General features: G+C 72.5%; 25 protein-coding genes. 22 read left to right on the top strand and 3 right to left on the bottom strand.

The annotated features are described in order from the left end of the window. Positions 1-117 precede the first annotated feature (117 nt). The 4 genes from DZA62_RS07310 (at position 118) to DZA62_RS07325 (ending at position 3,793) form a co-directional block, all read left to right on the top strand. A complete protein-coding gene (locus DZA62_RS07310) occupies positions 118-981 on the top strand; it encodes a glycerophosphodiester phosphodiesterase (RefSeq protein WP_116948226.1) in 864 nt (287 codons plus the stop codon). A 109-nt stretch (positions 982-1,090) separates the two neighbouring features. Continuing rightward, positions 1,091-2,020 (top strand): ATP-binding cassette domain-containing protein, encoded by a 930-nt coding sequence (locus DZA62_RS07315; protein WP_116948227.1) that lies wholly within the window; start codon positions 1,091-1,093, stop codon positions 2,018-2,020. 5 nt (positions 2,021-2,025) lie between these two features. Next, entirely contained in the window at positions 2,026-2,862 is an 837-nt protein-coding gene (locus DZA62_RS07320) for an ABC transporter permease subunit (protein ID WP_116948591.1), read from the top strand. A 52-nt stretch (positions 2,863-2,914) separates the two neighbouring features. Next, positions 2,915-3,793 (top strand): aminoglycoside phosphotransferase family protein, encoded by an 879-nt coding sequence (locus DZA62_RS07325; protein ID WP_198663509.1) that lies wholly within the window; start codon positions 2,915-2,917, stop codon positions 3,791-3,793. Between the two features lie 316 nt (positions 3,794-4,109). Here the strand turns inward: DZA62_RS07325 and DZA62_RS07335 are convergent, their stop codons facing one another. From DZA62_RS07335 to DZA62_RS07345, 3 genes are read right to left on the bottom strand one after another with little or no spacing between them, the layout of a single operon-like run. Next, positions 4,110-4,700 carry a histidine phosphatase family protein gene (locus DZA62_RS07335; protein WP_116948229.1) on the bottom strand — a complete coding sequence of 197 codons (591 nt, stop codon included), beginning with the start codon at positions 4,698-4,700 and terminating at the stop codon, positions 4,110-4,112. Beyond that, entirely contained in the window at positions 4,697-5,545 is an 849-nt protein-coding gene (locus DZA62_RS07340) for an alpha/beta hydrolase (protein WP_116948230.1), read from the bottom strand. The genes DZA62_RS07335 and DZA62_RS07340 overlap by 4 nt, the downstream gene beginning before the upstream one ends. Beyond that, positions 5,526-6,152, bottom strand: a complete 627-nt coding sequence (locus tag DZA62_RS07345) for a GNAT family N-acetyltransferase (RefSeq protein WP_116948231.1) — start codon at positions 6,150-6,152, stop codon at positions 5,526-5,528. The genes DZA62_RS07340 and DZA62_RS07345 overlap by 20 nt, the downstream gene beginning before the upstream one ends. A 95-nt stretch (positions 6,153-6,247) precedes the next feature. Here DZA62_RS07345 and ffh point away from each other — a divergent pair, with 95 nt between their 5' ends. The 18 genes from ffh to DZA62_RS07435 all read left to right on the top strand — a co-directional run bounded on the left by ffh (position 6,248) and on the right by DZA62_RS07435 (position 21,260). Further along, complete coding sequence (gene ffh, locus DZA62_RS07350) at positions 6,248-7,858, top strand: signal recognition particle protein (protein WP_116948232.1); 1,611 nt, start codon at positions 6,248-6,250, stop codon at positions 7,856-7,858. Next, a complete protein-coding gene (locus tag DZA62_RS07355; RefSeq protein ID WP_232827295.1) occupies positions 7,855-8,946 on the top strand; it encodes an amidohydrolase family protein in 1,092 nt (363 codons plus the stop codon). The genes ffh and DZA62_RS07355 overlap by 4 nt, the downstream gene beginning before the upstream one ends. A 308-nt stretch (positions 8,947-9,254) precedes the next feature. Continuing rightward, positions 9,255-9,869 carry a winged helix-turn-helix domain-containing protein gene (locus DZA62_RS07360; protein ID WP_116948233.1) on the top strand — a complete coding sequence of 205 codons (615 nt, stop codon included), beginning with the start codon at positions 9,255-9,257 and terminating at the stop codon, positions 9,867-9,869. A 9-nt stretch (positions 9,870-9,878) separates the two neighbouring features. Continuing rightward, entirely contained in the window at positions 9,879-10,079 is a 201-nt protein-coding gene (locus DZA62_RS07365) for a hypothetical protein (RefSeq protein ID WP_116948234.1), read from the top strand. Between the two features lie 4 nt (positions 10,080-10,083). Further along, complete coding sequence (locus DZA62_RS07370; RefSeq protein ID WP_116948235.1) at positions 10,084-11,304, top strand: MFS transporter; 1,221 nt, start codon at positions 10,084-10,086, stop codon at positions 11,302-11,304. A 165-nt stretch (positions 11,305-11,469) separates the two neighbouring features. Then, positions 11,470-12,069, top strand: a complete 600-nt coding sequence (gene rpsP / locus DZA62_RS07375) for a 30S ribosomal protein S16 (RefSeq protein ID WP_116948236.1) — start codon at positions 11,470-11,472, stop codon at positions 12,067-12,069. Then, a complete protein-coding gene (locus DZA62_RS07380) occupies positions 12,069-12,308 on the top strand; it encodes an RNA-binding protein (RefSeq protein WP_092618113.1) in 240 nt (79 codons plus the stop codon). Before rpsP ends, DZA62_RS07380 begins: the two co-directional genes overlap by 1 nt. Before the next feature lie 7 nt (positions 12,309-12,315). Beyond that, the gene (rimM, locus tag DZA62_RS07385; protein ID WP_116948237.1) at positions 12,316-12,825 is read left to right on the top strand and encodes a ribosome maturation factor RimM; all 510 of its coding nucleotides are present in this window, start codon (positions 12,316-12,318) and stop codon (positions 12,823-12,825) included. Between the two features lie 8 nt (positions 12,826-12,833). After that, entirely contained in the window at positions 12,834-13,616 is a 783-nt protein-coding gene (trmD, locus tag DZA62_RS07390) for a tRNA (guanosine(37)-N1)-methyltransferase TrmD (protein ID WP_116948238.1), read from the top strand. Positions 13,617-13,743: 127 nt separating this feature from the next. Further along, the gene (gene rplS, locus DZA62_RS07395; protein ID WP_116948239.1) at positions 13,744-14,097 is read left to right on the top strand and encodes a 50S ribosomal protein L19; all 354 of its coding nucleotides are present in this window, start codon (positions 13,744-13,746) and stop codon (positions 14,095-14,097) included. Between the two features lie 139 nt (positions 14,098-14,236). Beyond that, a complete protein-coding gene (gene lepB, locus DZA62_RS07400) occupies positions 14,237-14,974 on the top strand; it encodes a signal peptidase I (protein ID WP_157987532.1) in 738 nt (245 codons plus the stop codon). 5 nt (positions 14,975-14,979) lie between these two features. Then, a complete protein-coding gene (locus DZA62_RS07405; protein WP_116948241.1) occupies positions 14,980-15,669 on the top strand; it encodes a ribonuclease HII in 690 nt (229 codons plus the stop codon). After that, positions 15,666-15,974 (top strand): DUF2469 domain-containing protein, encoded by a 309-nt coding sequence (locus DZA62_RS07410; RefSeq protein ID WP_069113938.1) that lies wholly within the window; start codon positions 15,666-15,668, stop codon positions 15,972-15,974. The genes DZA62_RS07405 and DZA62_RS07410 overlap by 4 nt, the downstream gene beginning before the upstream one ends. A gap of 757 nt (positions 15,975-16,731) precedes the next feature. Next, positions 16,732-17,088 carry a YraN family protein gene (locus DZA62_RS07415; RefSeq protein ID WP_116948242.1) on the top strand — a complete coding sequence of 119 codons (357 nt, stop codon included), beginning with the start codon at positions 16,732-16,734 and terminating at the stop codon, positions 17,086-17,088. After that, entirely contained in the window at positions 17,085-18,620 is a 1,536-nt protein-coding gene (locus tag DZA62_RS07420; RefSeq protein ID WP_116948243.1) for a YifB family Mg chelatase-like AAA ATPase, read from the top strand. Before DZA62_RS07415 ends, DZA62_RS07420 begins: the two co-directional genes overlap by 4 nt. Next, entirely contained in the window at positions 18,617-19,792 is a 1,176-nt protein-coding gene (dprA, locus tag DZA62_RS07425; protein WP_116948244.1) for a DNA-processing protein DprA, read from the top strand. Before DZA62_RS07420 ends, dprA begins: the two co-directional genes overlap by 4 nt. Positions 19,793-19,871: 79 nt before the next feature. Next, positions 19,872-20,078, top strand: coding sequence for a dodecin family protein (locus DZA62_RS07430; protein ID WP_116948245.1), 207 nt, complete (start codon positions 19,872-19,874; stop codon positions 20,076-20,078). 252 nt (positions 20,079-20,330) lie between these two features. After that, positions 20,331-21,260 carry a tyrosine recombinase XerC gene (locus tag DZA62_RS07435; protein WP_116948246.1) on the top strand — a complete coding sequence of 310 codons (930 nt, stop codon included), beginning with the start codon at positions 20,331-20,333 and terminating at the stop codon, positions 21,258-21,260. Positions 21,261-21,459 lie beyond the last annotated feature (199 nt).

Here is a 21,459-nt window from a genome sequence, read left to right on the forward strand (position 1 = left end):
AAGCACCCACCACCCACACACCACGCGGTGGTCTTCACCGACCTGTCAACCCTGGTCCGACTCCTCGTAACGTCGGTCGGTCAACCTGGCGCAACCCATCCGAATCGGAGGATTCTCGTGCGGATCGCCAGGATCGCAAGACTCGCCGGGCTCGTCGTCGCCACCGTGCTGATCGTTTCCCCAGGGGTCGCAGCCGCGGGCCAGCCGGGCGGCGAGGACGGCCCGGTCGTCATCGCCCACCGCGGCTCGTCCGGCATCGCGCCGGAGAACACCGCCGCGGCCGTCCGGGCTGCCGTCCGGCAGCGAGCGGACGTCGTCGAGATCGACGTCCAGCGGACCAGCGACGGGCGGCTGGTCAACTTCCACGACTGCACACTGGAGCGCACCACCGACGTGGAGGAGCGGTTCCCGGGCCGGGCGTCGTACCGCGTGTCCGACTTCACCTGGGCCGAGCTTCGCACCCTCGACGCGGGCTCGTGGTTCGACGAGAGCTTCGCGGGCGAGCCGATCATCACCGTCCGGGAGGTGATCCGGCAGCTCGGCCGGCGCACCGGCCTGCTCGCCGAGATCAGCCCGTGCGGGCACTACGCCGGCACCGGCCTGCCGGAGCAGCTGGCCGTGGAGCTGAGCGCGATCCCCGGCTACGTCGACGCGGCCCTGGCCGGCGGCCGGCTCGGCGTGCAGTCGTTCGAGGTCGCGGACGGGCGCGCGTTCCACGCCGCGCTGCCGGAGGTGCCGATCGGCCTGCTCGACGCCGAACGGCCCACGGAGACGGAGCTGCTGGAGCTGTCGACGTGGGCGGACCAGGTCAACCCGCAGTTCACCGTCACCGACCAGGCTCTGATCGACCGCGTGCACGAGCTGGGCATGGAGATCAACGTGTGGACGGTGAACGAGCCGGGCGCCATGCGGCGGATGCGCGACCTGAGCGTCGACGGGATCATCACCGACTTTCCGCAGTCGCTCACCCAGCGCGGCTGAGGCGTCTCGGGGGCCGGCTCAGGGACCACCCCGAGATGTCCCTGAGACGGCCCTGAAACCACCCTTGAACTGCTGTTTCGTCGCCGGCGACAGTCGTAGCGTTGCCGCCATGATCACAGCGGAACGGCTGACGAAACGCTACGGAGACAAGACCGCGGTCGACGCGATCGACTTCACGGTCCGGCCCGGCGCGGTCACCGGCTTCCTCGGCCCGAACGGCGCCGGGAAGTCCACGACCATGCGCATGGTGATGGGCCTCGACCACCCGTCCGGCGGCCGCGTCACCGTCAACGGCCGCGCCTACCGCGATCTCCCCGCGCCGCTGCACGAGGTCGGCGCGCTGCTGGAGGCGAAGGCGATCCACGGCGGCCGGACGGCCTACAACCACCTGCTGTGGCTGGCGAAGACGAACGGCATCCCGCGCCGCCGCGTCGACGAGGTCATCGGCATGGTCGGGCTGGACGCCGTCGCGCGCAAGCGCTCCGGCGGGTTCTCGCTCGGCATGGGCCAGCGGCTCGGCATCGCCGCCGCGCTGCTCGGCGACCCTGGCGTGCTGCTGTTCGACGAGCCGGTCAACGGCCTGGACCCGGAGGGCATCCGGTGGATCCGGAACCTCATCCGGTCGCTGGCCGCCGAGGGCCGGACCGTGTTCGTGTCCAGCCACCTGATGTCGGAGATGGCGCTGACCGCCGACCACCTGCTGGTGATCGGGCGCGGCGCGATCCTCGCCGACACCGACATGTCCGACTTCATCGCGCGCAACTCGGCCGCCCACGTCCGGGTGCGGTCCCCGCAGGGCGGCGTGCTGGCCGAGGCGCTGCGCGAGCGCGGCTGGGCGATCCGCCGCGACGACGACGGCGCGCTGCTCGTCGACGGCGCCACCTCCGAGCAGGTCGGCGACGTCGCCGGGTCCCGCGGCCTCTACCTGCACGAGCTGAGCGTCGTCAACGCCTCGCTCGAGGAGGCGTTCATGCGCCTCACCGCCGACAGCGTCGAGTACCACGCCCGTACCGACCAGCCCGTTCCCGCCGGAGTGTGACCGCCATGACCACGCCAACCACCCTCAGCCCGCCCGCGGCGGCGCCGGCCCCCCGTGCCGACGTCGGCCGGCCCCGGCTCACGTTCGGCCGCCTCCTCGACGCCGAGTGGACGAAGATCCGCACCGTCCGCTCCACCGTCTGGACGCTCGCCTCGCTGTTCGTCCTCAGCGTCGGCCTGACGGCGCTGATCTGCTGGGGCGTCGCCGGCGAACTCGCCGACGACACCGCCGGCGAGCCGGTCGGCGCGTTCGTCACCTGGGGCCTGATGTTCGGCCAGATCGCCGCCCTCGTGCTGGGCATCCTGGTGGCGAGCGCCGAGTACTCCAGCGGCATGATCCGCACCACACTCGCCGCGGCGCCACGCCGCTGGCCGGTGCTGGCCGCCAAGACGACGGTGCTCACCGCCGTGCTGCTGGTCCTGGGCGCGATCACGTCGACCGTCGCGATCCTGGCCGGCAACTTCTTCCTCGACCGCGAGGGGATCGGGTTCTCGCTCACCGACCCCGACGTGCTGCGGACGATGGTCGGCGGCGGCCTCTACCTCGCGGTGCTGGGCGTGTTCGGCCTGGCGCTCGGCCTGCTGATGCGGCACACGGCCGGCGCGGTCACCGTCGGCATCGCGCTGATCTTCATCGTCGGCAACCTGGTCGGCCTCATCCCCGGCGCGACCGGCGAGTGGCTGACGAAGCTGATGCCGGGCAACGCCGGGACGACGCTGGCCACCGTCGAGTCCTTCAACCCCGACCTGCTGGGGCCGTGGACCGGCTTCGGCGTGTTCGCCGGCGAGACGGCGTTGCTGCTGCTGGTCGCGGGCTGGCTGTTCTCCAGGCGGGACGCGTAGGAGCGGGAAACTCGCGTGCGGCCGGGCGGTCGCGTCGGTTTCAATGACCGGCGTGACCGCCTTCCGCCTGCCCACGAAACTGTCCGAGTTCGCCGCCGGTGGCCAGGAACCCGGGCTGACGGCGTGGGCGGCGACGCTGCCGTCGGTGGTGCCCGACCTCCTGGAGCGGTGGGGGCTCACGGTCGCGGAACCCTACGAGCCGGGCGGGCAGTGCTCGTGGGTCGCGCCGGCCACGACGGCCGCCGGTGAACCCGTCGTGCTGAAGGTCGGCTACCGGCACGCCGAGGCCGAGCACGAGGCCGAGGGCCTGCGGTTCTGGGCCGGCGACGGCGCCGTGCGGGTGCTCGCCGACGAGACGTCCGACGCCACCAGCGCGCTGCTGCTCGAGCGGGCCGTGCCGGGCACGCTGCTGGCCCGGTCGCTGCCGGCGCTCGAGCAGGACGTCGTCCTGGCCGGCCTGCTGCGCCGGCTCTGGCGCCGCCCGCCCGAGGGTCACCCGTTCCGGACGCTGGCGTCGATGTGCGAGTTCTGGGCCCGCGACTTCGAGCGGCGGGTCGAGTCCGCGCCGCCCGAGTACGACCGCGGACTGCTCCGCGAGGGGCTCACGTTCTACCGCGAACTGCCCCTGAGCAGCGACGACGACGTCCTCCTCTGCACCGATCTGCACCCCGAGAACATCGTCGCCGCGCAGCGCGAGCCGTGGCTGGTCATCGACCCCAAGCCGTACGTCGGCGACCGCACCTACGACGCCACGCAGCACATGTTCAACATGGACCGCCTCATGTCCGACCCCGGCGCGCTCTCCGACCGCATGGCCGGGCTGCTCGACCTCGACCCGCTGCGGCTGCGGCTGTGGTTGTTCGCCCGCTGCGTCCAGGAGTCGCCCGAGTGGGACGGCCTGTACGACGTCGCGGTCCGGCTGGCGCCCTGACCCGAGGCCAGAACCCGACCCGCATGACGACCCGGCGCGGGGTCGGGTGGCTGACCTCGGTGAAGCCGGCCGCCACGAACATGCAGACGGTGCCGACGTGCAGCTCCTCGACGATCACCTTCGTCGTCGTGATCGGGTAGCCCTCGACGGCTCGCGCGCCCCGCTCGCGGGCGATCCCGGCCGCGGCCCGCGCCAGCGCCGTCGCCGCTTGTACCGCTGGCACCAGCATCGCGACGCCGGGCCGCGCGTGCCGAACACCGCCCGCGGGTCGGCCCAGCTCGCGTCGTTCGCCGGCAGCACCGTGATCGTCATGCGCCTACACCCGGAGGGCGTCGGGGAACCCGGTCCAGCGCAGCTCGTCGGGCAGGTGCCGGGTGTCGTTGTGCACGAGCACGGACGGCGGGCGGTCCGGCGCGTACCGGATCACGCTCAGCGCGGCGTTGCCCTGGTTCACCGTCAGCCAGCGCCACGGCGCCGCGTCGAGCGCGTGCCGCAGCAGCCAGCCGACGGTGAAGGCGTGCGTGACCACCAGCTCGTGCCGCTCGGCGTCGCCGCCGGCCGGGCCGGTGAACCGCTCGATCGCCCGCTCCGCCAGCCGGTCGCCGTCGTCGTCGCCGAACTGGTCGACGAAGCCCTGGTAGGCCGCGGGCAGTTGGTCGCGGGACGGCACGTAGTCGCCCGCCTCCGCGGCCTCGGCCGGCACGACTCCCACGAGCGCCGCGACGATGCGCGCGGTCTCGGCCGCGCGGGGCAGCGGTCCATGCCAGACGGCGTCGAGCCGTCGGCCGCCGTCACGCAGGCGGTGCCCGAGCAGCTCGGCCTGGCGCCGGCCGGCCGGCGTCAGCCCGGTCTCGTCGGGCGTGGCCTCGGCGTGCCGGGCGAGGTAGAGGTAGCGGGTGGCGGTCATGCTCTCCTCAGCAGGTCGTTGACGGCGTCGAGGACGGCCGGCCAGGCCGTCGACTCGGGATCGATGAGGCCGAAGTGTTCCACGCCGGTCAGTTCCCGCAGCGTGGCGTCCGGCCCGGCCGCGGCGCCGTAGCGGCGGCTGAACGCGGGCGGGACCTGGCGGTCCTCCGTGCCGTGCAGCAGCGCGACGGGGACACCCGGCGGGACGAGCGCCATCGGGTCGGCGACGGCGTACCGGCGCGCTCGGGTCACGGGGTCGCCGTCGAGCAGCTCCAGCGCCGCGCTGTGGTCGAGCTGCAGCTCGGCCGCCGCGACGAGGTCGAGCACGCCGGCCAGCGCGACGACCCCGGCGGGTGCTGTGGGCCGGCCCGCGGCGGTGGCCCAGCGGGAGCCCGCCCGCAAGTGGTGCCGCGACGCCGCCCAGACGGCGAGGTGGGCGCCGGCCGAGTGCCCCACGTGCACGACCCGCGTGTGGTCGACCGCGCCCGGTGCGGCGGCCGCCACCAACCCCGGCACCGTGTCCAGCGCCAGCGCCACGTCGTCGAACGTCGCCGGCCAGCCGCCGCCCGCCCCGATCCGCCGGTACTCGATCGCTGCCACGGTGTACCCGGCGGACGCGAGTCCCGCACACTGCGGCCGCGCGTGCGTCCGGTCGTACTCGGCCCGCCAGAACCCGCCGTGCACCACGACCACGAGCGGCGCACCCGTGCGCGGCCCGCCCGGGTGCCCCACGGGCAACCACACGTCGGCCACCTGGTCGGGCAGATCGCCGTAGGCGACGGTCAGCCGCGGCGGGGGAGCGGCGCGGGTCAGCACCTCCCGCGGGTCACGCCTTCGCCGCGCCACCCGAGGCCCCGTCCAGGTCGCGGCGCATGATCCAGCGCGGCCTCCGCGCGCTGGTCGCGTCCGTGCCGGCGACCCGCCTGAACCCGGCCCGCTCGAACATCCCGGTCGTTCCGACGTAGGCCAGCGACGTGCTGAGGCGCGCCCCGCCGGTCTCGACCGGGTAGCCCTCGACGGCCGGCGCCCCGTGCTCCGTCGCGAACGCGACCGCCTCGTGCAGCAGCTCCTCCGCCAGACCCTGCCGCCGGTATCCCGTCCGCACCACGAAGCACACGACCGACCAGACGGGGAGGTCGTCGACCGGCCGGATGGTCGTCGAGCGCACCAGCCGTTCCATCGTCGTCCGCGGCCCGACGTTGCACCAGCCGGCCGGTTCGTCGTCGACGTAGGCGATGAGACCGGGCGGCACCTCACCGGCGACCAGCTCGCGCAGCCGGTCCTCGCGGTCGGGGCCCGGCATGCGCCCGAACGCGCCCGACGGCAGCCGCCAGGACAGGCACCAGCATGCGTCGGATCCGTCGCCGCGCGGCGCGAGCAGGACGCGTAGATCGTCCCATCGCTGAGCAGTCGCGGGGTGGATCCGCACGATCGGTGCGACCTCGGCAGCCATACCGGCAGTCTGGCGCATGCCGCGGGGGAGGGCAGCGCGTTAGGCTTGCGGAGGACTCCCGTACCCTGCCGACGACCCTGAGGACTTCAGCAGACGTGTTCGCCACGCTCACCGACCGCCTGACCGCGACGTTCAAGAACCTGCGCGGCCAGGGTCGTCTCTCCGACGCCGACATCGACGCCACCGCCCGCGAGATCCGCGTCGCGCTGCTCGAGGCCGACGTCGCGCTGCCGGTGGTCAAGGACTTCATCGCGGCGGTGCGCGAGCGCGCCCGAGGCGAAGAGGTCTCGCAGGCACTCAACCCGGCCCAGCAGATCATCAAGATCGTCAACGACGAGCTGGTCCGCATCCTGGGCGGCGAGACCCGCCGGGTGCGCTTCGCCAAGCAGCCGCCGACGGTCATCATGCTCGCGGGTCTGCAGGGTGCCGGCAAGACGACGCTGGCGGGCAAGCTCGCCCTCTGGCTGAAGGACCAGGGCAAGCAGCCGCTGCTCGTCGCCGCCGACCTGCAGCGCCCCAACGCCGTCACCCAGCTGCAGGTGGTCGGCGAGCGGGCCGGCGTGGCCGTGTGGGCTCCCGAGCCGGGCAACGGCGTGGGCGACCCCGTCTCCGTCGCGAAGTCCAGCATCGAGCACGCCAACAGCAAGCTCTACGACGTCGTCGTCGTCGACACCGCCGGCCGCCTGGGTGTCGACCAGGAGCTGATGAAACAGGCCGCGGACATCCGCGACGCCGTCAAGCCCGACGAGACGCTGTTCGTCGTCGACGCCATGATCGGCCAGGACGCCGTCAACACCGCTCTGGCGTTCCAGGACGGCGTCGGCTTCGACGGCGTCGTCCTCACCAAGCTCGACGGCGACGCCCGAGGCGGCGCCGCGCTGTCGGTCGCGTCGGTCACGGGCAAACCGGTCATGTTCGCGTCGGCGGGCGAGAAGCTCACCGACTTCGACGTGTTCCATCCCGAGCGCATGGCCTCGCGCATCCTCGACCTCGGCGACATGCTCACGCTCATCGAGTCGGCGCAGAAGGCGTTCGACGCCGAGCAGGCCGAAGAGATGGCCCGCAAGCTGCAGGCCAAGGGCGGCAAGGACTTCACCTTCGACGACTTCCTGCAGCAGATGCAGGCGATCAAGAAGATGGGCTCGTTCAAGAGCCTGCTCGGCATGCTCCCCGGCGCCGGCCAGATGCGCGAGGCGCTCGACGCCTTCGACGAGCGCGAGCTCGATCGCGTCCAGGCCATCGTCCACTCCATGACGCCGGGCGAACGGGCGAACCCGAAGATCATCAACGGTTCGCGCCGGGCCCGCATCGCGCGCGGTTCGGGTCGCCAGGTGAGCGAGGTCAACCAGCTCATCGAGCGGTTCTTCATGGCCCGCGAGATGATGAGCCAGGCCGCGCGGGGCAAGCTCGGCGGCCTCGGCGGCATGCCCGGCATGCCCGGGATGGCCGGCGGCATCCCCGGACTCCCCGGCATGGGCGGTAAGAAGAGCAAGGGCAAGCAGCCCAAGCAGGGCAAGAAGGGCAAGCGCGGCGCCCGGTCGGGCAACCCGGCCAAGCGGGCGGCGCAGCTGGCGGCCGCCGACGAGAAGCGCGCGGCCGAGCCGCAGCCCGGCCAGGTGCCGTCCGCGTTCGGCGGCGAGGCCGCCGACGGCGACGGCAACTTCGAGCTGCCCGACGACATCGCCCAGTTCCTCAAGCGGCGGTGACGCCGACGCCGGCGCCCGCGCTGCACCTGCGTGGGGTGGTGCTGCCCGAGGCCGAGCACCGCGACCTCTGGGTGCGCGACGGCGTCGTCACCTACGAACCCGTCCCCGGCGCGCCGACGGTCGGGTCGGGGTGGATCCTGCCCGGCCTGGTCGACCTCCACTGCCATGTCGGCCTGGCCGCCGACGGCGCCGTCCCCGACGACGTCGCCGAGCAGCAGGCGCTCACCGACCGCGACACCGGCGTCCTCCTCATCCGCGACGCCGGCTCGGCGGCCGACACCCGCTGGATCGACGCCCGCGACGACCTGCCGAGGATCGTCCGCGCCGGCCGGCACATCGCCCGCACCAAGCGCTACCTGCGCAACTTCGGCTGGGAGATCGAACCCGAGGACCTCGTCGCCTACGTCGAGCAGGAGGCCCGGCGCAGCGACGGCTGGGTCAAACTCGTGGGCGACTGGATCGACCGCGACAAGGGCGACCTCTCGCCGTGCTGGCCGCGCTGGGCCCTCGACGCGGCGATCGCCCGCGCCCACGAACTCGGCGCCCGCGTGACGGCGCACGTCTTCGGCGAGGACGCCCTGCCCGACCTCATCGGCGCCGGCATCGACGGCATCGAGCACGGGACCGGCCTGTCCGACGACCTGCTGTCGCTGATGGCGGAGCGCGGCGTGGCGCTGGTGCCGACGCTGGTGCTGGTCGACAACTTCCCGAAGTTCGCCTCGCAGGGTGAGGTGAAGTTCCCCGGCTACGCCGCCCACATGCGGGCCCTGCACGAGCGGCGCCACCAGAACGCCCGCGACGCGTTCGACGCCGGCGTCCCGCTGTTCGCCGGCACCGACGCCGGTGGCCAGCTGCCGCACGGACTCGTCGCGCGCGAGGTGCTGGAGTTCGTGGCGGCCGGCATCCCGGCGGAAGCCGCGGTAGCGGCCGCCTCGTGGAAGGCGCGGTCCTACCTGCTGGGCGGCACCGGCCTGCTCGACGAGGGCGCGACGGCCGACCTGTGCGTGTACGCCGACGATCCGCGCGTCTCGCCCGAGACGCTGCTCGACCCCGTGCGGATCGTCCTCCGGGGTCGCGTCGTTCGCTGAACCCGCGCGCCCGCCCCATCGCGCCGTTCCATGATCATCAACGATCCAACCACCTATAGAGGGCCGGATCGTTGATGATCATGGAAGCAGGTGGCCAGCGGGGGAGTCGGGCCTATCTTCGGCGCGCCCCGACCATCGAGAGCAGCAGGGGCCGGTCAACGCGGCAGGCTCAGCTGACGAGAGCCCGCCACCCGAACACCCGGCCAACCTCACCCAACATCGCCCAAGGCAGCCCAGCGAACGCTTGAACAAGACTTCTTGCTCAAGAACCCTTGCTAAAGAACTCTTTAGCAAGCTACCTTTAGGTCATGGCCCACGAGGAACAGCAGCGGATCACCGACCCCCAGTCGATGCGTGCCCTCACGCATCCGCTGCGCCTCCAGCTCATGGACCTGCTGGGTCTCGAACCCGAGCTGACCGCCACCGAGTGCGCCGAGCGCACCGGCGAGAGCGTCGCCAGCTGCTCGTTCCATCTGCGCATGCTGGCCAAGTACGGCTACGTCGAGCCGGGCGAGCCGCGCGGGCGCGAGAAGCCGTGGCGTCTGGTCAGCCGCAGCCGCACAGTCGGGCCCGACGTCGACGACCCCGAGTCCGTCCGCGAGGCGTCGGCGGTCGCGCGGGTCGTCGTCGAGCGCGAGGCCGACCGGCTCGTGCGCACCATCGGCCGGGCCGCGGAGCTCGGACCCGACTGGCTCCAGTCCATGGTCATCAACACCTCCGCGTTCTGGATGACGCGCGACGAGCTGGAAGAGGTCATCGACCGGCTCAGCGAGTTCGCCGACGACCTCGTGGCGCGGTTCGGGCAGCGTCGCGACGACCGGTCCGTCCGGCCCGACGGCGCCCGCGTCGTGCATTTCCTCGGCGCGCTGAGCCCTGACCCCGATCTCGACGCCCACACCGCAGCCGCTCCTGACCAGCAGTAGGAGACCGCCATGTTCATCGACCTCAGCGTCCACTTCGACCAGCACGCCGAGCGCCGGGCGACCGCCGCCGGCGGCCGCACCCGCCGCGCCCTCGTCCGCACGCGCCGGTTACGCCGCTGGGCCGCCCGGTCCGCCCGGCTGGCGGCGCAGCTCGACCGCCGTGCCAGTGAGCGCCGGCCCGCCGTCACCCGGCTGAGCAACGCGGCCTGAGCCGGTGCCGTCCGCGCTGGCGCACCGGCCGTTCCGCCGGCTCACTGTCGCCTGGACGTTCAGCAACTTCGGCGACAGCGCGCTCTACCTGACTGTCGCCATCTGGGCCAAGGACCTGACCGGCAGCAACGCGGCCGCCGGCCTCGTCTTCCTGATGCTCGGCCTGCCCGTGTTCCTCGCGCCGCTGGCGGGGCAGCTGGCCGACCGTCTCCCGCGCAGGCCGCTGGTCGCCGCGGTCAACGTCATCGCGGCGGCCGGGGTGCTGGCGCTGCTCGCCGTCGACGACGCCGCGGACATGTGGCTGATCTACCTGGTCACGTTCGGGTACGGCTGGGTCGGCTACGTCACGTCGGCGGCGCAGTCGGGGCTGCTGCGCGACCTGCTCGACGACGACCAGCTGGCCGGCGCCAACGGGCTGCTCACGACACTCGACCAAGGGCTGCGGCTGCTGACGCCGCTGGCCGGCGCGGGCGTCTACGCGCTCTACGGCGGTGGGGCGGTCGCTGTGCTGACGGCGTCCATGCTGGTCATCGCCGCGCTGGTGCTGCTGACCGTCCGCGTCGACGAGAGCCCGCCCACCCCCGCCGACGAGCGCGAGGGGTTCCGGCGCGAGCTGACCGCCGGCTTCCGGCACCTGCGCTCGACGCCGCAGCTGGCCGACCTGATTCTGTTGCTGGGCATCGCCGTCGCGATCACGGGCTTCGCCAACTCCGCGACGTTCGCGGTCGTCGAGACGCTGGGCATGCCGAGTGAGTTCTTCGGGGTCATCGCCAGCATCCAGGGTGGCGGATCGATCGTCGGCGGGCTGACGGCGGCGCTGTTGATCAGCAGGACGGGGGAGCGGACGGCGGTGGGCATCGGGCTCGCGGTGCTGGCCGCCGGCATTGCCGCCGCGCTGACGCCGTGGGTCGTCGTCGTGTCGGCTGGTGCGGCGGTGCTGGGCGTCGGCGTGGTCTGGGCGGTCGTCGCCACGGTGACGCTGCGGCAGCGGCTCACCCCGCCGCGGTTGCAGGGGCGGACGTCCGCCGCGACGAACATGGCGCTCAACGGCCCGCAGGTGGCCGGCACCGCCACGGGCGCGGCGCTGATCGCCGTCGTCGACTATCGCGTGCTCGTCGCCGCCATGGCGGTCACGATCCTGACCTGCGCGATCGTGGTGCTCGCCCGCCGCGTCGCCGCGCCTGAGCCCGTCCAGGAGGACGAGACGGCCGCCCACACGGCGTAGGAGTTGGGTCCGTGCGCCACGATCTGGCACAATGACCTGCTGAACCGGCGGTCGTGCGGCCCTCTCACCCTCGAACACCGGATCCATCGAACCGTCGTGACCGGTGCCCCACTCAGGTGACGACGGCTCACCCGTGCGTGAACATTCCAAGGAGACTCCACCCCAGTGGCTGTCAAGATCAAGCTGAAGCGGATGGGCAAGATCCGCGCGCCGCACTACCGCATCGTCGTGGCCGACTCGCGCACCAAGCGCGACGGCCGGGCCATCGAGGAGATCGGCCTGTACAACCCCAAGCTCGAGCCGAGCCTCATCAAGGTCGACTCCGAGCGCGCGCAGTACTGGCTGGGCGTCGGCGCGCAGCCGACCGAGCCGGTGCTGGCGATCCTCAAGGTCACGGGTGACTGGCAGAAGCACAAGGGCCTTCCGGGCGCCGAGGGCACGCTGAGGGTCGCCGAGCCGAAGGCCGAGAAGCGCGCCGCGTTCGACGCCGCGCTGGCCGAGGTGCACGGCGAGCCGAAGTCCGAGGCCACCACGCCGAAGAAGAAGCCGGCCAAGAAGTCCGCCGCCAAGAAGGCCGAGGCCAAGGCCGAGGACGTCAAGGCCGACGAGGCGAAGGCCGACGAGGCGAAGGCTCAGGAGGCGAAGGCCGAGGAGCCGAAGGCCGAGGAGCCCAAGGCTGAGCAGGCCAAGGCCGACGAGGCGCCCGCCGCCGAGGCCAAGGCCGACGACGCGCCGGCCGCCGAGGCGAGCACGGACGAGTCCTGATGCTGGCCGAGGCGCTGGAGCACCTGGTCGCCGGGGTGGTCGACCACCCCGACGACGTCAGCGTGCGCACGCGTCAGCTCCGTCGCGGCCGGCTGCTCGAGGTCCGGGTCCACCCCGACGACCTCGGCAAGGTCATCGGCCGCGGCGGCCGCACGGCCACGTCGTTCCGCACCGTCGTCGCGGCGTTGTCCAACGACGGCGGTGTCCGCATCGACTTCGTCGACGTCGACGGGCGCTGACTCCACGGTGATCGTCACCGTCGGGCGCATCGGGCGCGCGCACGGCGTCCGCGGTGAGGTCTCCGTCGACGTCCGTACCGACACACCCGACGAGCGGTTCGCCGACGGCGCCGTTCTCGCCACCGACCCCGTCCGGCGGGGCCCGCTGAAGATCCTCGGGTCCCGCTGGCACAGCGGGCGGCTGCTGGTGGCGTTCGACGGCGTCGCCGACCGCACGGTCGCCGAGGGCCTGCGCGGCACGCTGCTGCTGGCCGAGATCGCCGACGACGAGACCACTGGCGACCCCGACGAGTTCTTCGACCACCAGCTGGTGGGGCTGAAGGTCGTCGGGGTCGACGGCGAAGAGCTGGGACTCGTGCGCGAGATCATCCACGCACCCAGCCAGGACATCCTCGCCGTCACGCGCACCGGCGGCGGCGAGGCGCTGGTACCGTTCGTCGCCGCGATCGTGCCGGAGGTCGACGTCGCCGCGTCCCGGCTGGTCGTCGACCCGCCACCCGGACTGTTCGAGGACTGATTGCCCGCATGAGGATCGACGTCGTCACGATCTTCCCCGACTACCTCACGCCGCTGGACCTGTCGCTGGTGGGCAAGGCGCGAGAGGCCGGCGTCCTGGACCTGCGCGTCCACGACCTGCGCGACTGGGCCACCGACCGGCACCGCACCGTCGACGACACCCCGTACGGCGGCGGCGCCGGCATGGTGATGAAGCCTGACGTGTGGGGCGCGGCGCTCGACGACGTCATCGGCTCCGGCTCGGCCGGTCGCGTGCCGCGCCTGCTGGTGCCGACGCCGTCGGGCCGGCCGTTCACCCAGGACGTCGCGCACGAACTGGCCGCCGAGCCGTGGCTGGTGTTCGCCTGCGGTCGGTACGAGGGCATCGACGCACGCCTGGTCGAGGACGCCGCGAGCCGGATGCCCGTCACCGAGCTCTCCCTGGGCGACTACGTGCTCAATGGCGGCGAGGTCGCCGCGCTCGTCGTCGTCGAGGCGGTCGCCCGGCTGCTGCCCGGCGTCGTCGGGAACCCGGAGTCGCTGGTCGAGGAGTCGCACGGCGCCGACGGCCTGCTCGAGTACCCCGTCTACACCAAGCCGCCGACGTGGCGCGGGTTGGACGTCCCCGAGGTGCTGCTCTCCGGCCACCACGGCAACGTCGCCCGGTGGCGGCGCGACCAGGCGCTGCGGCGCACCGCCGAGCGCCGTCCGGACCTCGTCGCCCGGCTGGATCCCTCGGTGCTGGACGCGCGCGACCGCGAGATCCTGGACCAGGCCGGGTTTCCGGTTCCGCCGCCGTCTGTGGCAGACTAATCCGCTGGTGCCCGGCTCGCGACGCCCCTGCCACAGGGGGAGCGCTCACGCGAAGGTCCGGGCACGTCGACCCTGACAGCACCTGAATCCGTCGGCGACCTGTGGCGCCCGCGAGAGAGCGAACACGATCATGCACCTGCTCGACTCCGTCGACTCCGCGCAGCTGCGCGACGACATCCCGGCCTTCCGCGCCGGCGACAACCTCAAGGTCCACGTCCGCGTGGTCGAGGGCAACCGCTCCCGTATCCAGATCTTCCAGGGCGTCGTCATCCGCCGCCAGGGCTCCGGCATCCGCGAGACGTTCACCGTCCGCAAGGTGAGCTTCGGCGTCGGCGTCGAGCGCACCTTCCCGGTGCACACGCCGGTCATCGAGAAGATCGAGCTGGTCACCCGCGGCGACGTCCGCCGCGCGAAGCTCTACTACCTGCGCAACCTGCGCGGCAAGGCCGCCAAGATCCGCGAGAAGCGCGAGACGGCCTGACGCTCCCCCGAGGGGAACCCGGTGGCACGGCACGGCACCGCCACCGGGTAGCGTGCCAGGGGCACGTATTGTTGCTCACGTGCCACCGGAAGCGTTCGACTCTTCGCCGGGCTCGCCCCGGACACCCCAGGGAGATGCCGTGACCGAGGAGAACCTGCCTCGGGAAGGCGACGGGAGCCCGCGTCGCGGTGGCGACGGCACCGAGACAGCCGGCCGCGGCACTCGGAACGGGTTGGCCGCCTTCTTCAAGGAGACCGCCATCGTAGTGGCGCTCTCCCTGATCATCGCGACCGTCGTGCGGATCTTCCTCGTTCAGGCCTTCCTCATCCCGTCCGGGTCGATGGAAGACACCTTGCTCGTCGGCGACCGCGTGCTCGTGTCGAAGATCAGCCTGCAGTTCGGCGAGATCCACCGCGGCGACGTCGTCGTGTTCGAAGATCCCGACCGCTGGCTCGGCGACCAAGCACCGTCCGGCGGCTCCGGTGTCGGCGGCGCCATCAAGGACGTCTTCGAGTTCGTCGGCGTGCTGCCCGACGACTCCGAGGAGCACCTGATCAAGCGGGTCATCGGCGTCGGCGGCGACACCGTCGCCTGCTGCGACGACTCCGGGCACCTCACCGTCAACGGCACGTCCATCGACGAGACCTCGTACCTCTACCCGGGCGACTCGCCGTCGCTGAACGAGTTCGAGCGCACCGTCCCCGACGGCGAGTTGTTCGTCATGGGCGACCACCGCTCCAACTCCGGCGACTCCCGCATCCACGGGACGTTCTCCGAGGACCTCGTCGTGGGGCGGGCGTTCGCCATCGCCTGGCCGCTGTCGCGGTGGGGCGGCGTCGGCAGCAACGGCGCGTTCGACAACGTCCCCGCGCCTTGACGCTCATGCCCACCCTCGCCCGACGACGCATCCTGGTCCGGCGTGACGCCGGACTCTATGCCTACGAGCGGACGCTGGCCCGGTCCGGGTTCGCGCCGGTCGCCGGCGCCGACGAGGCCGGGCGGGGTGCGTGCGCGGGGCCGCTGGTCGTCGGGGCCGCGCTCCTCGCGCCCGGCAAGCGAGGGGAGATCCCCGGGCTGGCCGACTCCAAGCTGCTGACGCCGGCCGCCCGCGAACGCGCCTACGACCAGGTCGTCGCCCGCGCCGTTGCCTGGTCCGTCATCATCGTCCCGCCCGACGAGGTCGACCGCGTCGGGCTGCACCGCAGCAACATCATCGCCATGCGCCGCGCGCTGGCCCGCCTCGACCCCGCACCGTCGTACGTGCTGACCGACGGTTTCCCCGTCACCGGCCTCGGCGTGCCCGGGCTCGCCATGTGGAAGGGCGACCAGGTGGCCGCGTGCATCGCGGCCGCGTCCGTCATCGCCAAGGTCACCCGCGACCGCATCATGTGTGAGCTGCACGAACAGTGGCCCGCCTACGGCTTCGACGGGCACAAGGGGTATGTGACCGACGAGCATCAGCAGGCGCTGACCGCGCATGGGCCAAGTCCGGTTCACCGTCGGTCCTACGCCAACGTCGCGCGCGTGGTATCCCTTGGAGACGAAGGCTGGAAAGGGGAACCCGACCTATGAGTGCTGAGGATCTCGAGAAGTACGAGACCGAGATGGAGCTCTCGCTCTACCGCGAGTACCGCGACGTGGTCGGCCTGTTCTCGTACGTCGTGGAGACCGAACGGCGGTTCTACCTCACCAACAACGTCGATTTCCAGGTGCGCGGCGAAGGCGGCGACGTCTACTTCGAAGTCACCATGAGCGACGCCTGGGTGTGGGACATGTACCGCCCGGCCCGCTTCGTCAAGAACGTCAAGGTCGTCACCTTCAAGGACGTCAACGTCGAGGAGCTCGCGAAGAGCGACCTCGAGATCCCCAAGTCCTGACGGCGTCACCTGCCCGGGGCCGAGCACCTGCTGGTGCCGCGGCCTCGGGTTTGCGCCGGCGTCCGGCGACCCGGGCTCAGAGCCGAATTCCCTTGGCTTCCGGCCGGAGGCTTCCGGCCGGAGGCTCCAGGACCGAGGCTGCAGGCGCCGGGCGCCCCAGGTTCCAGCCCGCCGTCTGCTCCTGGGAGGACGGTTCGCCAGCCGTCGATGTGGGCGGCATCGACGTCGGCCGCAGTTCCGGCGTCGGGGCCGCTCTTCTGCCCTCTGGGCGCTGTTCGCTGATCGTCGGCTCGTGCGGCTCCGGCGCCGTTGCCGTATCCCGCACTGCCATCAGATTCAGTCGTGCAATCGCCGTGTCTCGGTCCACCCGACACCCGCGACGGTGCCTCCTCCCCGCCGCGCCGGCACGTGACCGTCACCGTCGCCGCCGTGAGCATGCCCAGAACCGTCGTCGCCGCGCCCGGTCCCGGTCATGTACCCCGTCCGCCCGTTCCCGGTCGTGCGGCTCACGTCCCATTCACCGTCAGACCGAATCACGAACCAGCACCAGACCCGTCCCGTCGATCCGTCCCGCAGACCCGTCCCGCCGATCCGTCCCGCAGACCCGTCCCTCAGCGCTTCCGTCGCGCGTCGGCGGCTGCCTCGTCGCCCCCGTCGTCCACAGGCCAGAGCAGTCCTTCCCGTTGTCCACATTTCGCGATTTCGCGGTCGTACCGGCCGCCCGATCCGGCGAAGCTCGTGGCGGGAGGTGAGGCCGGTGCGAGTCAAAGACACCATCGGCATCTACGGCGAACAGGTCGCCGTGGAGCATCTGCAGCAAGCCGGGTTCGTCGTGCTCGAGCGCAACTGGCGCTGCGACATCGGCGAGATCGACATCGTCGCGCTCGACGGCGCCACGGTCGTCGTGTGCGAGGTCAAGACGCGTAGCGGCCTGGGGTTCGGCTCGGGCCTCGACGCCGTCACACCGCAGAAGCTGGCCCGGCTGTACCGTCTCGCGCTCCGCTGGCGCGACGGGTCCGGCCGTGCGGGCGCCGAACTGCGAGTCGACGTCATCGCCGTCCACCGGCGCCCGCACGGCGGGCCAGAGATCGTCCACGTGCGAGGTGCCCAATGACCCGCCTGGCCCGCTGCCGCAGCGTGGCGATCGTCGGCGTACGGGGCACGGTCATCGACATCGACGTGCACATCGGCGGCATGCCCGGGTTCTCGCTGGTGGGGCTGCCCGATGCGTCGTTGTACGAGTCGCGCGACCGGGTCCGCGCCGCCATCCTGTCCACCCGCGAGTCGTGGCCGCTGCAGCGCATCACCGTCAGCCTGTCGCCGGCGGCGCTGCCCAAGCGCGGCAGCCACTTCGACCTCGGTGTCGCCATCGCCATCCTGTCGGCGGCCGATGAGGTGCCGCTCGCCGCGCTCGACGGCGTGCTGTTCCTCGGCGAGCTGGCGCTCGACGGGCGGCTGCGGCCGGTCCGCGGTGTGCTTCCCGCCGTCCTGGCCGCCGAGCGCGCCGGCCTGAGCCGTGCCGTCGTCCCCGAGTCCAACGCGGCCGAGGCACGGCTGATCCCCGGGATGCGGGTCTTCGGCGCTCAGTCGCTGCGGCAGGTGCTCGCGCATCTCCGCGACACCGAGATCCCCGACGAGGTGAGCGACGAGCTCGACGCGACGTCCGACATGCTGGCGCCGGCCGGCGACGAGGAGGCCCTCGACCTCGCCGACGTGGCCGGCCACAAGGCCGCCAAGGAGGCGGTCGAGATCGCCGCTGCGGGGCATCATCACCTGCTGCTCTCCGGCACGCCGGGTTCCGGCAAGACCATGCTGGCGCAGCGGCTGCCATCGCTGCTGCCCGACCTGCCGATCGACCAGTCGCTCGAGGTCACGTCCATCCACTCCATCGCCGGCGTGCTGCCACCGGGCCGGCCGCTGATCATCCGGCCGCCATTCGTCGACCCGCACCACACGTCATCGCTCGTCGCGATCGTCGGCGGTGGGCCGCGGGTGCCGCTCCCCGGCGCGGCCAGCCTGGCGCACCGCGGCATCCTCTTCCTCGACGAGGTGCCGGAGTTCCAGGCGCGGGTGCTCGATTCGTTGCGACAACCGCTCGAGAGCGGCACGCTCACCCTGGCCCGCTCCGAGGCGACGTCGGTGTTCCCGGCCCGGTTTCTGCTGGTGATGGCCCAGAACCCGTGCCCGTGCGGCAATTTCGGCAGCAGGGTGCGCGAGTGCACCTGCAAACCCGACACCGTGCGCCGGTACGGTCAGCGGCTGTCCGGGCCGGTCCGCGACCGCGTCGACATCCGGGTCGGCGTCGACGCTCCCACCATGGCCGAGCTCGACACCGTCGCCGAGCCCAGCAAGGTGGTCGCCGACCGCGTCGCCGAGGCCCGCGCCCGGCAGCAACGACGGCTGCGTGGCACACCCTGGCGATGCAACGGCGAGTTGCCCGGGCCGTACCTGCGGCGCGAGTTGAAACTCCCCGCCGACGTCACCGCGCCGGCGTTCGCGAAGGTCCGCAAGGGCAGCCTGACCCTGCGCGGGGTCGACCGCGTGCTGCGGGTCGCCTGGACGGTCGCTGACCTCGCCGCCCGCGACCGGCCTACTGCAGCGGACGTGCACACGGCGCTCCGGCTCCGGCTGGGGGAGGCGGCATGAGCGCCGAACCGATACAGGTCGCCGCGTCGTCGGCCGATCGCGCCGCCCGGGCCGCGCTGTCCGCCGTCACCGAGCCCGGCGACGAGCGGATCGCCCTGCTGGTCCGCCACACCGGCGCCGAGGCGACCTGGCGGACGATTCTCGGCGGCGACGACACCCTCGACCGCTCCCGGGTGCTGCGACGTCGCGCCGAGCACATCGACGGCGCGGAGGTGCTGGAACGGGCCGAGGCGCTCGGCATCCGGTACCTGTGTCCCGGCGAACCGGGCTGGCCGGCCCCGCTCGACGACATGGCGGCCACGCTCGACTACGCCGACAAGGTCCCGCCTCCGCTCGGCCTGTGGTTGTCCGGCGACGGCGACCTCGCGGCGTTGGCCGAGTCGGCCGTGGCGATGGTCGGGTCGCGCGCCTGCTCCCGCTATGGCGAGCGGGTCGCCTCCGATCTGGCGACCGATCTCGCTCTCGCCGGCCGGACGGTGGTCTCCGGCGCCGCGTACGGCATCGACGCCGCTGCTCATCGGGGTGCCCTCGGCGTCGGCGGTCAGACCATCGCGGTCCTCGCGTGCGGCGTCGACGTGCCGTACCCGCGCATGCACGCGCAACTGCTCGAGCGCATCGCTGCCGACGGCCTGATCCTCAGCGAGGTGCCGCCGGGCAGCGGGCCGATGCGTGCCTGGTTCCTCGCTCGCAATCGCATCATCGCCGCGCTGAGCGCCGGCACCGTCGTGGTCGAGGCGGCGCCGCGCTCGGGTGCGCTCAGCACGGCGTCATGGACGCAGAAGCTCAGCCGCGAGACGCTGGTCGTCCCCGGGCCGATCACGTCCGAGCTCTCCGCCGGTTGTCACAAGCTCGTCCGCGACGGTGCCGGCATGCTGGTCACCGGGGTCGCCGACGTTCTCGAGGCGATCGGCCGACTCGGCGACCACACCCCGCCCGATCCCGAGCGCGACTCGCGGCCCATCGACGACCTGCTGCCGGCTCACACGATGGTCCGCGAGTGTATGCACGCCGGCGCCCTCGAGACCGTCGCGGCCCTCGCACTGCGCACCGGCCTGCCCGACCGGAGCGTCGCGACCGTGCTGCGCGAGTTGGCCGCAGCCGGCTGGGTGACCCGAGAAGACGGTGGCTGGCGGCTCGGATCGACGATCAGTCCACTGGAAACCCGCACATGACCAGGCCGGAAGGAGTATGCATAGACGCAAGGGGGCGCCACTCCAACCGGTGGCGCCGACAGGGAGAGGGGAACCGCTCATGGGCTCTGTCGCACGCATCACCAACATCAGCGCTCGCTCCGAGACGAGCTTCGACGACGCGGTCCGCGTGGGCATCGCCCGGGCCAGCCAGACGCTGCGCAACGTCTCCGGCGCCTGGATCAAGGACCAGAAGGTCGAGGTCAGCGACGGCCAGATCGTCGCCTACCAGGTGGCCATGGAAGTCACCTTCGTCCTCGACGACTGACGTCACGGCTCGGGCGGAGGCGCCGCCCTCCGTGAGCCGGCCTCGCGGGTGCGGTGGTGTTCGGCTGATCCGTGTGAGGGGCTCGCCGGAGAACGCCATGGGTGTGCTCGGCTGACGCCGCATCGCCGCCCCGAATGCGCTGGTCCGAGCACACCGCTCGATCGTGTCCGCAGGAACGCAGACCGGGCTCCGCCCCGTGCGTCGTCAGCGTGGCGGCTCCTGTCGGCGCCGTCGCCGGGTGATCCTGGAGGTATGGACGCCGACGAGGAGCTGCCCGAAGCGCTGGCCGGCGCGGTCGTGGAGTTCGCCCGGCATCTGGCGGCGGAGCGGAACCGGTCCGAGCACACGATCCGCGCGTACACCGGCGATGTCGCCGCGCTGTTGGATCACCTGGCCAGGCTGGGACGCACCGAGGTCGGGCAGCTCGACCTCGCCACGCTGCGCAGCTGGCTCGCGCGCCAGAGCACCCTCGGCCGCTCGCGCGCCACGCTGGCCAGGCGTGCGTCGGCGGCGCGGGTGTTCACGGCGTGGGCGCACCGCACCGGGCTGCTGAACGAGGATGTCGCCGCCGTGCTCGCGACCCCGAAGGCACGCCGGGCGCTGCCCGAGGTGCTGCGGGCCGGCGAGGCCTCGACGCTGATGGACGCGGCAGCCGACGATGCTTCGGACGGCGATCCGGTGAACCTGCGCGACCACGCGCTGCTGGAGCTGCTCTACGCGACCGGCATCCGGGTCGGCGAGCTGGTCGGCCTCGACATCGACGACCTCGACGACGGGCGGCGGGTGGTTCGTGTGCTCGGCAAGGGCAGCAAGGAGCGGACCGTGCCCTACGGCGTTCCCGCTGCCGAGGCGCTGGACGTCTGGCTGCGTGCCGGCCGGCCGAAGCTGGCGACGCCGGCTGCTGGTCCAGCCCTGTTCGTCGGCGTCCGCGGCGGCCGGCTCGATCAGCGCGCCGCTCGCACCGTCGTACACCGGCGTCTGCGCGCGGTGCCGGGTGCGCCCGACCTCGGTCCTCACGGCCTCCGCCACACCGCGGCGACCCACCTGCTGGAGGGCGGCGCTGACCTGCGCAGCGTCCAGGAGCTGCTCGGCCACGCCTCACTCGGCACGACACAGATCTACACGCACGTCTCGGTCGACCGGCTGCGTCAGGCGTACAAGCAAGCTCATCCGCGCGCATAGGGCCAACGCGCGTGCCGGGCGGGCCCGCCACGGACTGGCGCTGGGCCTGCGTATCGGGGTGTTCGCCGCGGCGCCAGACCCCGCACGAGGAGGTCCGTTCGCGGGCAGGACGCCGAGCTCCACGTCGGCTCGTGGTCGCAACGGACGTCTGGCCGGCCCCGGCTGGTCGGCGAAGGGCCGCAGCGACCGGCCGGCCGGA

Origin of the sequence: Jiangella endophytica (assembly GCF_003427025.1) — a bacterium.
Classification (GTDB): domain Bacteria; phylum Actinomycetota; class Actinomycetes; order Jiangellales; family Jiangellaceae; genus Jiangella; species Jiangella endophytica.

Excerpts from the sequence above, each read along its gene's own strand:
- DZA62_RS07315 (WP_116948227.1), top strand. The coding sequence starts at position 1,091 with ATGATCACAGCGGAACGGCTGACGAAACGCTACGGAGACAAGACCGCG.
- DZA62_RS07320 (WP_116948591.1), top strand. The coding sequence starts at position 2,026 with ATGACCACGCCAACCACCCTCAGCCCGCCCGCGGCGGCGCCGGCCCCC.
- DZA62_RS07335 (WP_116948229.1), bottom strand. The coding sequence starts at position 4,700 with ATGACCGCCACCCGCTACCTCTACCTCGCCCGGCACGCCGAGGCCACG.
- DZA62_RS07345 (WP_116948231.1), bottom strand. The coding sequence starts at position 6,152 with ATGGCTGCCGAGGTCGCACCGATCGTGCGGATCCACCCCGCGACTGCT.
- DZA62_RS07360 (WP_116948233.1), top strand. The coding sequence starts at position 9,255 with ATGGCCCACGAGGAACAGCAGCGGATCACCGACCCCCAGTCGATGCGT.
- DZA62_RS07365 (WP_116948234.1), top strand. The coding sequence starts at position 9,879 with ATGTTCATCGACCTCAGCGTCCACTTCGACCAGCACGCCGAGCGCCGG.
- DZA62_RS07380 (WP_092618113.1), top strand. The coding sequence starts at position 12,069 with ATGCTGGCCGAGGCGCTGGAGCACCTGGTCGCCGGGGTGGTCGACCAC.
- trmD (WP_116948238.1), top strand. The coding sequence starts at position 12,834 with ATGAGGATCGACGTCGTCACGATCTTCCCCGACTACCTCACGCCGCTG.
- DZA62_RS07405 (WP_116948241.1), top strand. The coding sequence starts at position 14,980 with ATGCCCACCCTCGCCCGACGACGCATCCTGGTCCGGCGTGACGCCGGA.
- DZA62_RS07410 (WP_069113938.1), top strand. The coding sequence starts at position 15,666 with ATGAGTGCTGAGGATCTCGAGAAGTACGAGACCGAGATGGAGCTCTCG.
- DZA62_RS07420 (WP_116948243.1), top strand. The coding sequence starts at position 17,085 with ATGACCCGCCTGGCCCGCTGCCGCAGCGTGGCGATCGTCGGCGTACGG.
- dprA (WP_116948244.1), top strand. The coding sequence starts at position 18,617 with ATGAGCGCCGAACCGATACAGGTCGCCGCGTCGTCGGCCGATCGCGCC.
- DZA62_RS07430 (WP_116948245.1), top strand. The coding sequence starts at position 19,872 with ATGGGCTCTGTCGCACGCATCACCAACATCAGCGCTCGCTCCGAGACG.
- DZA62_RS07435 (WP_116948246.1), top strand. The coding sequence starts at position 20,331 with ATGGACGCCGACGAGGAGCTGCCCGAAGCGCTGGCCGGCGCGGTCGTG.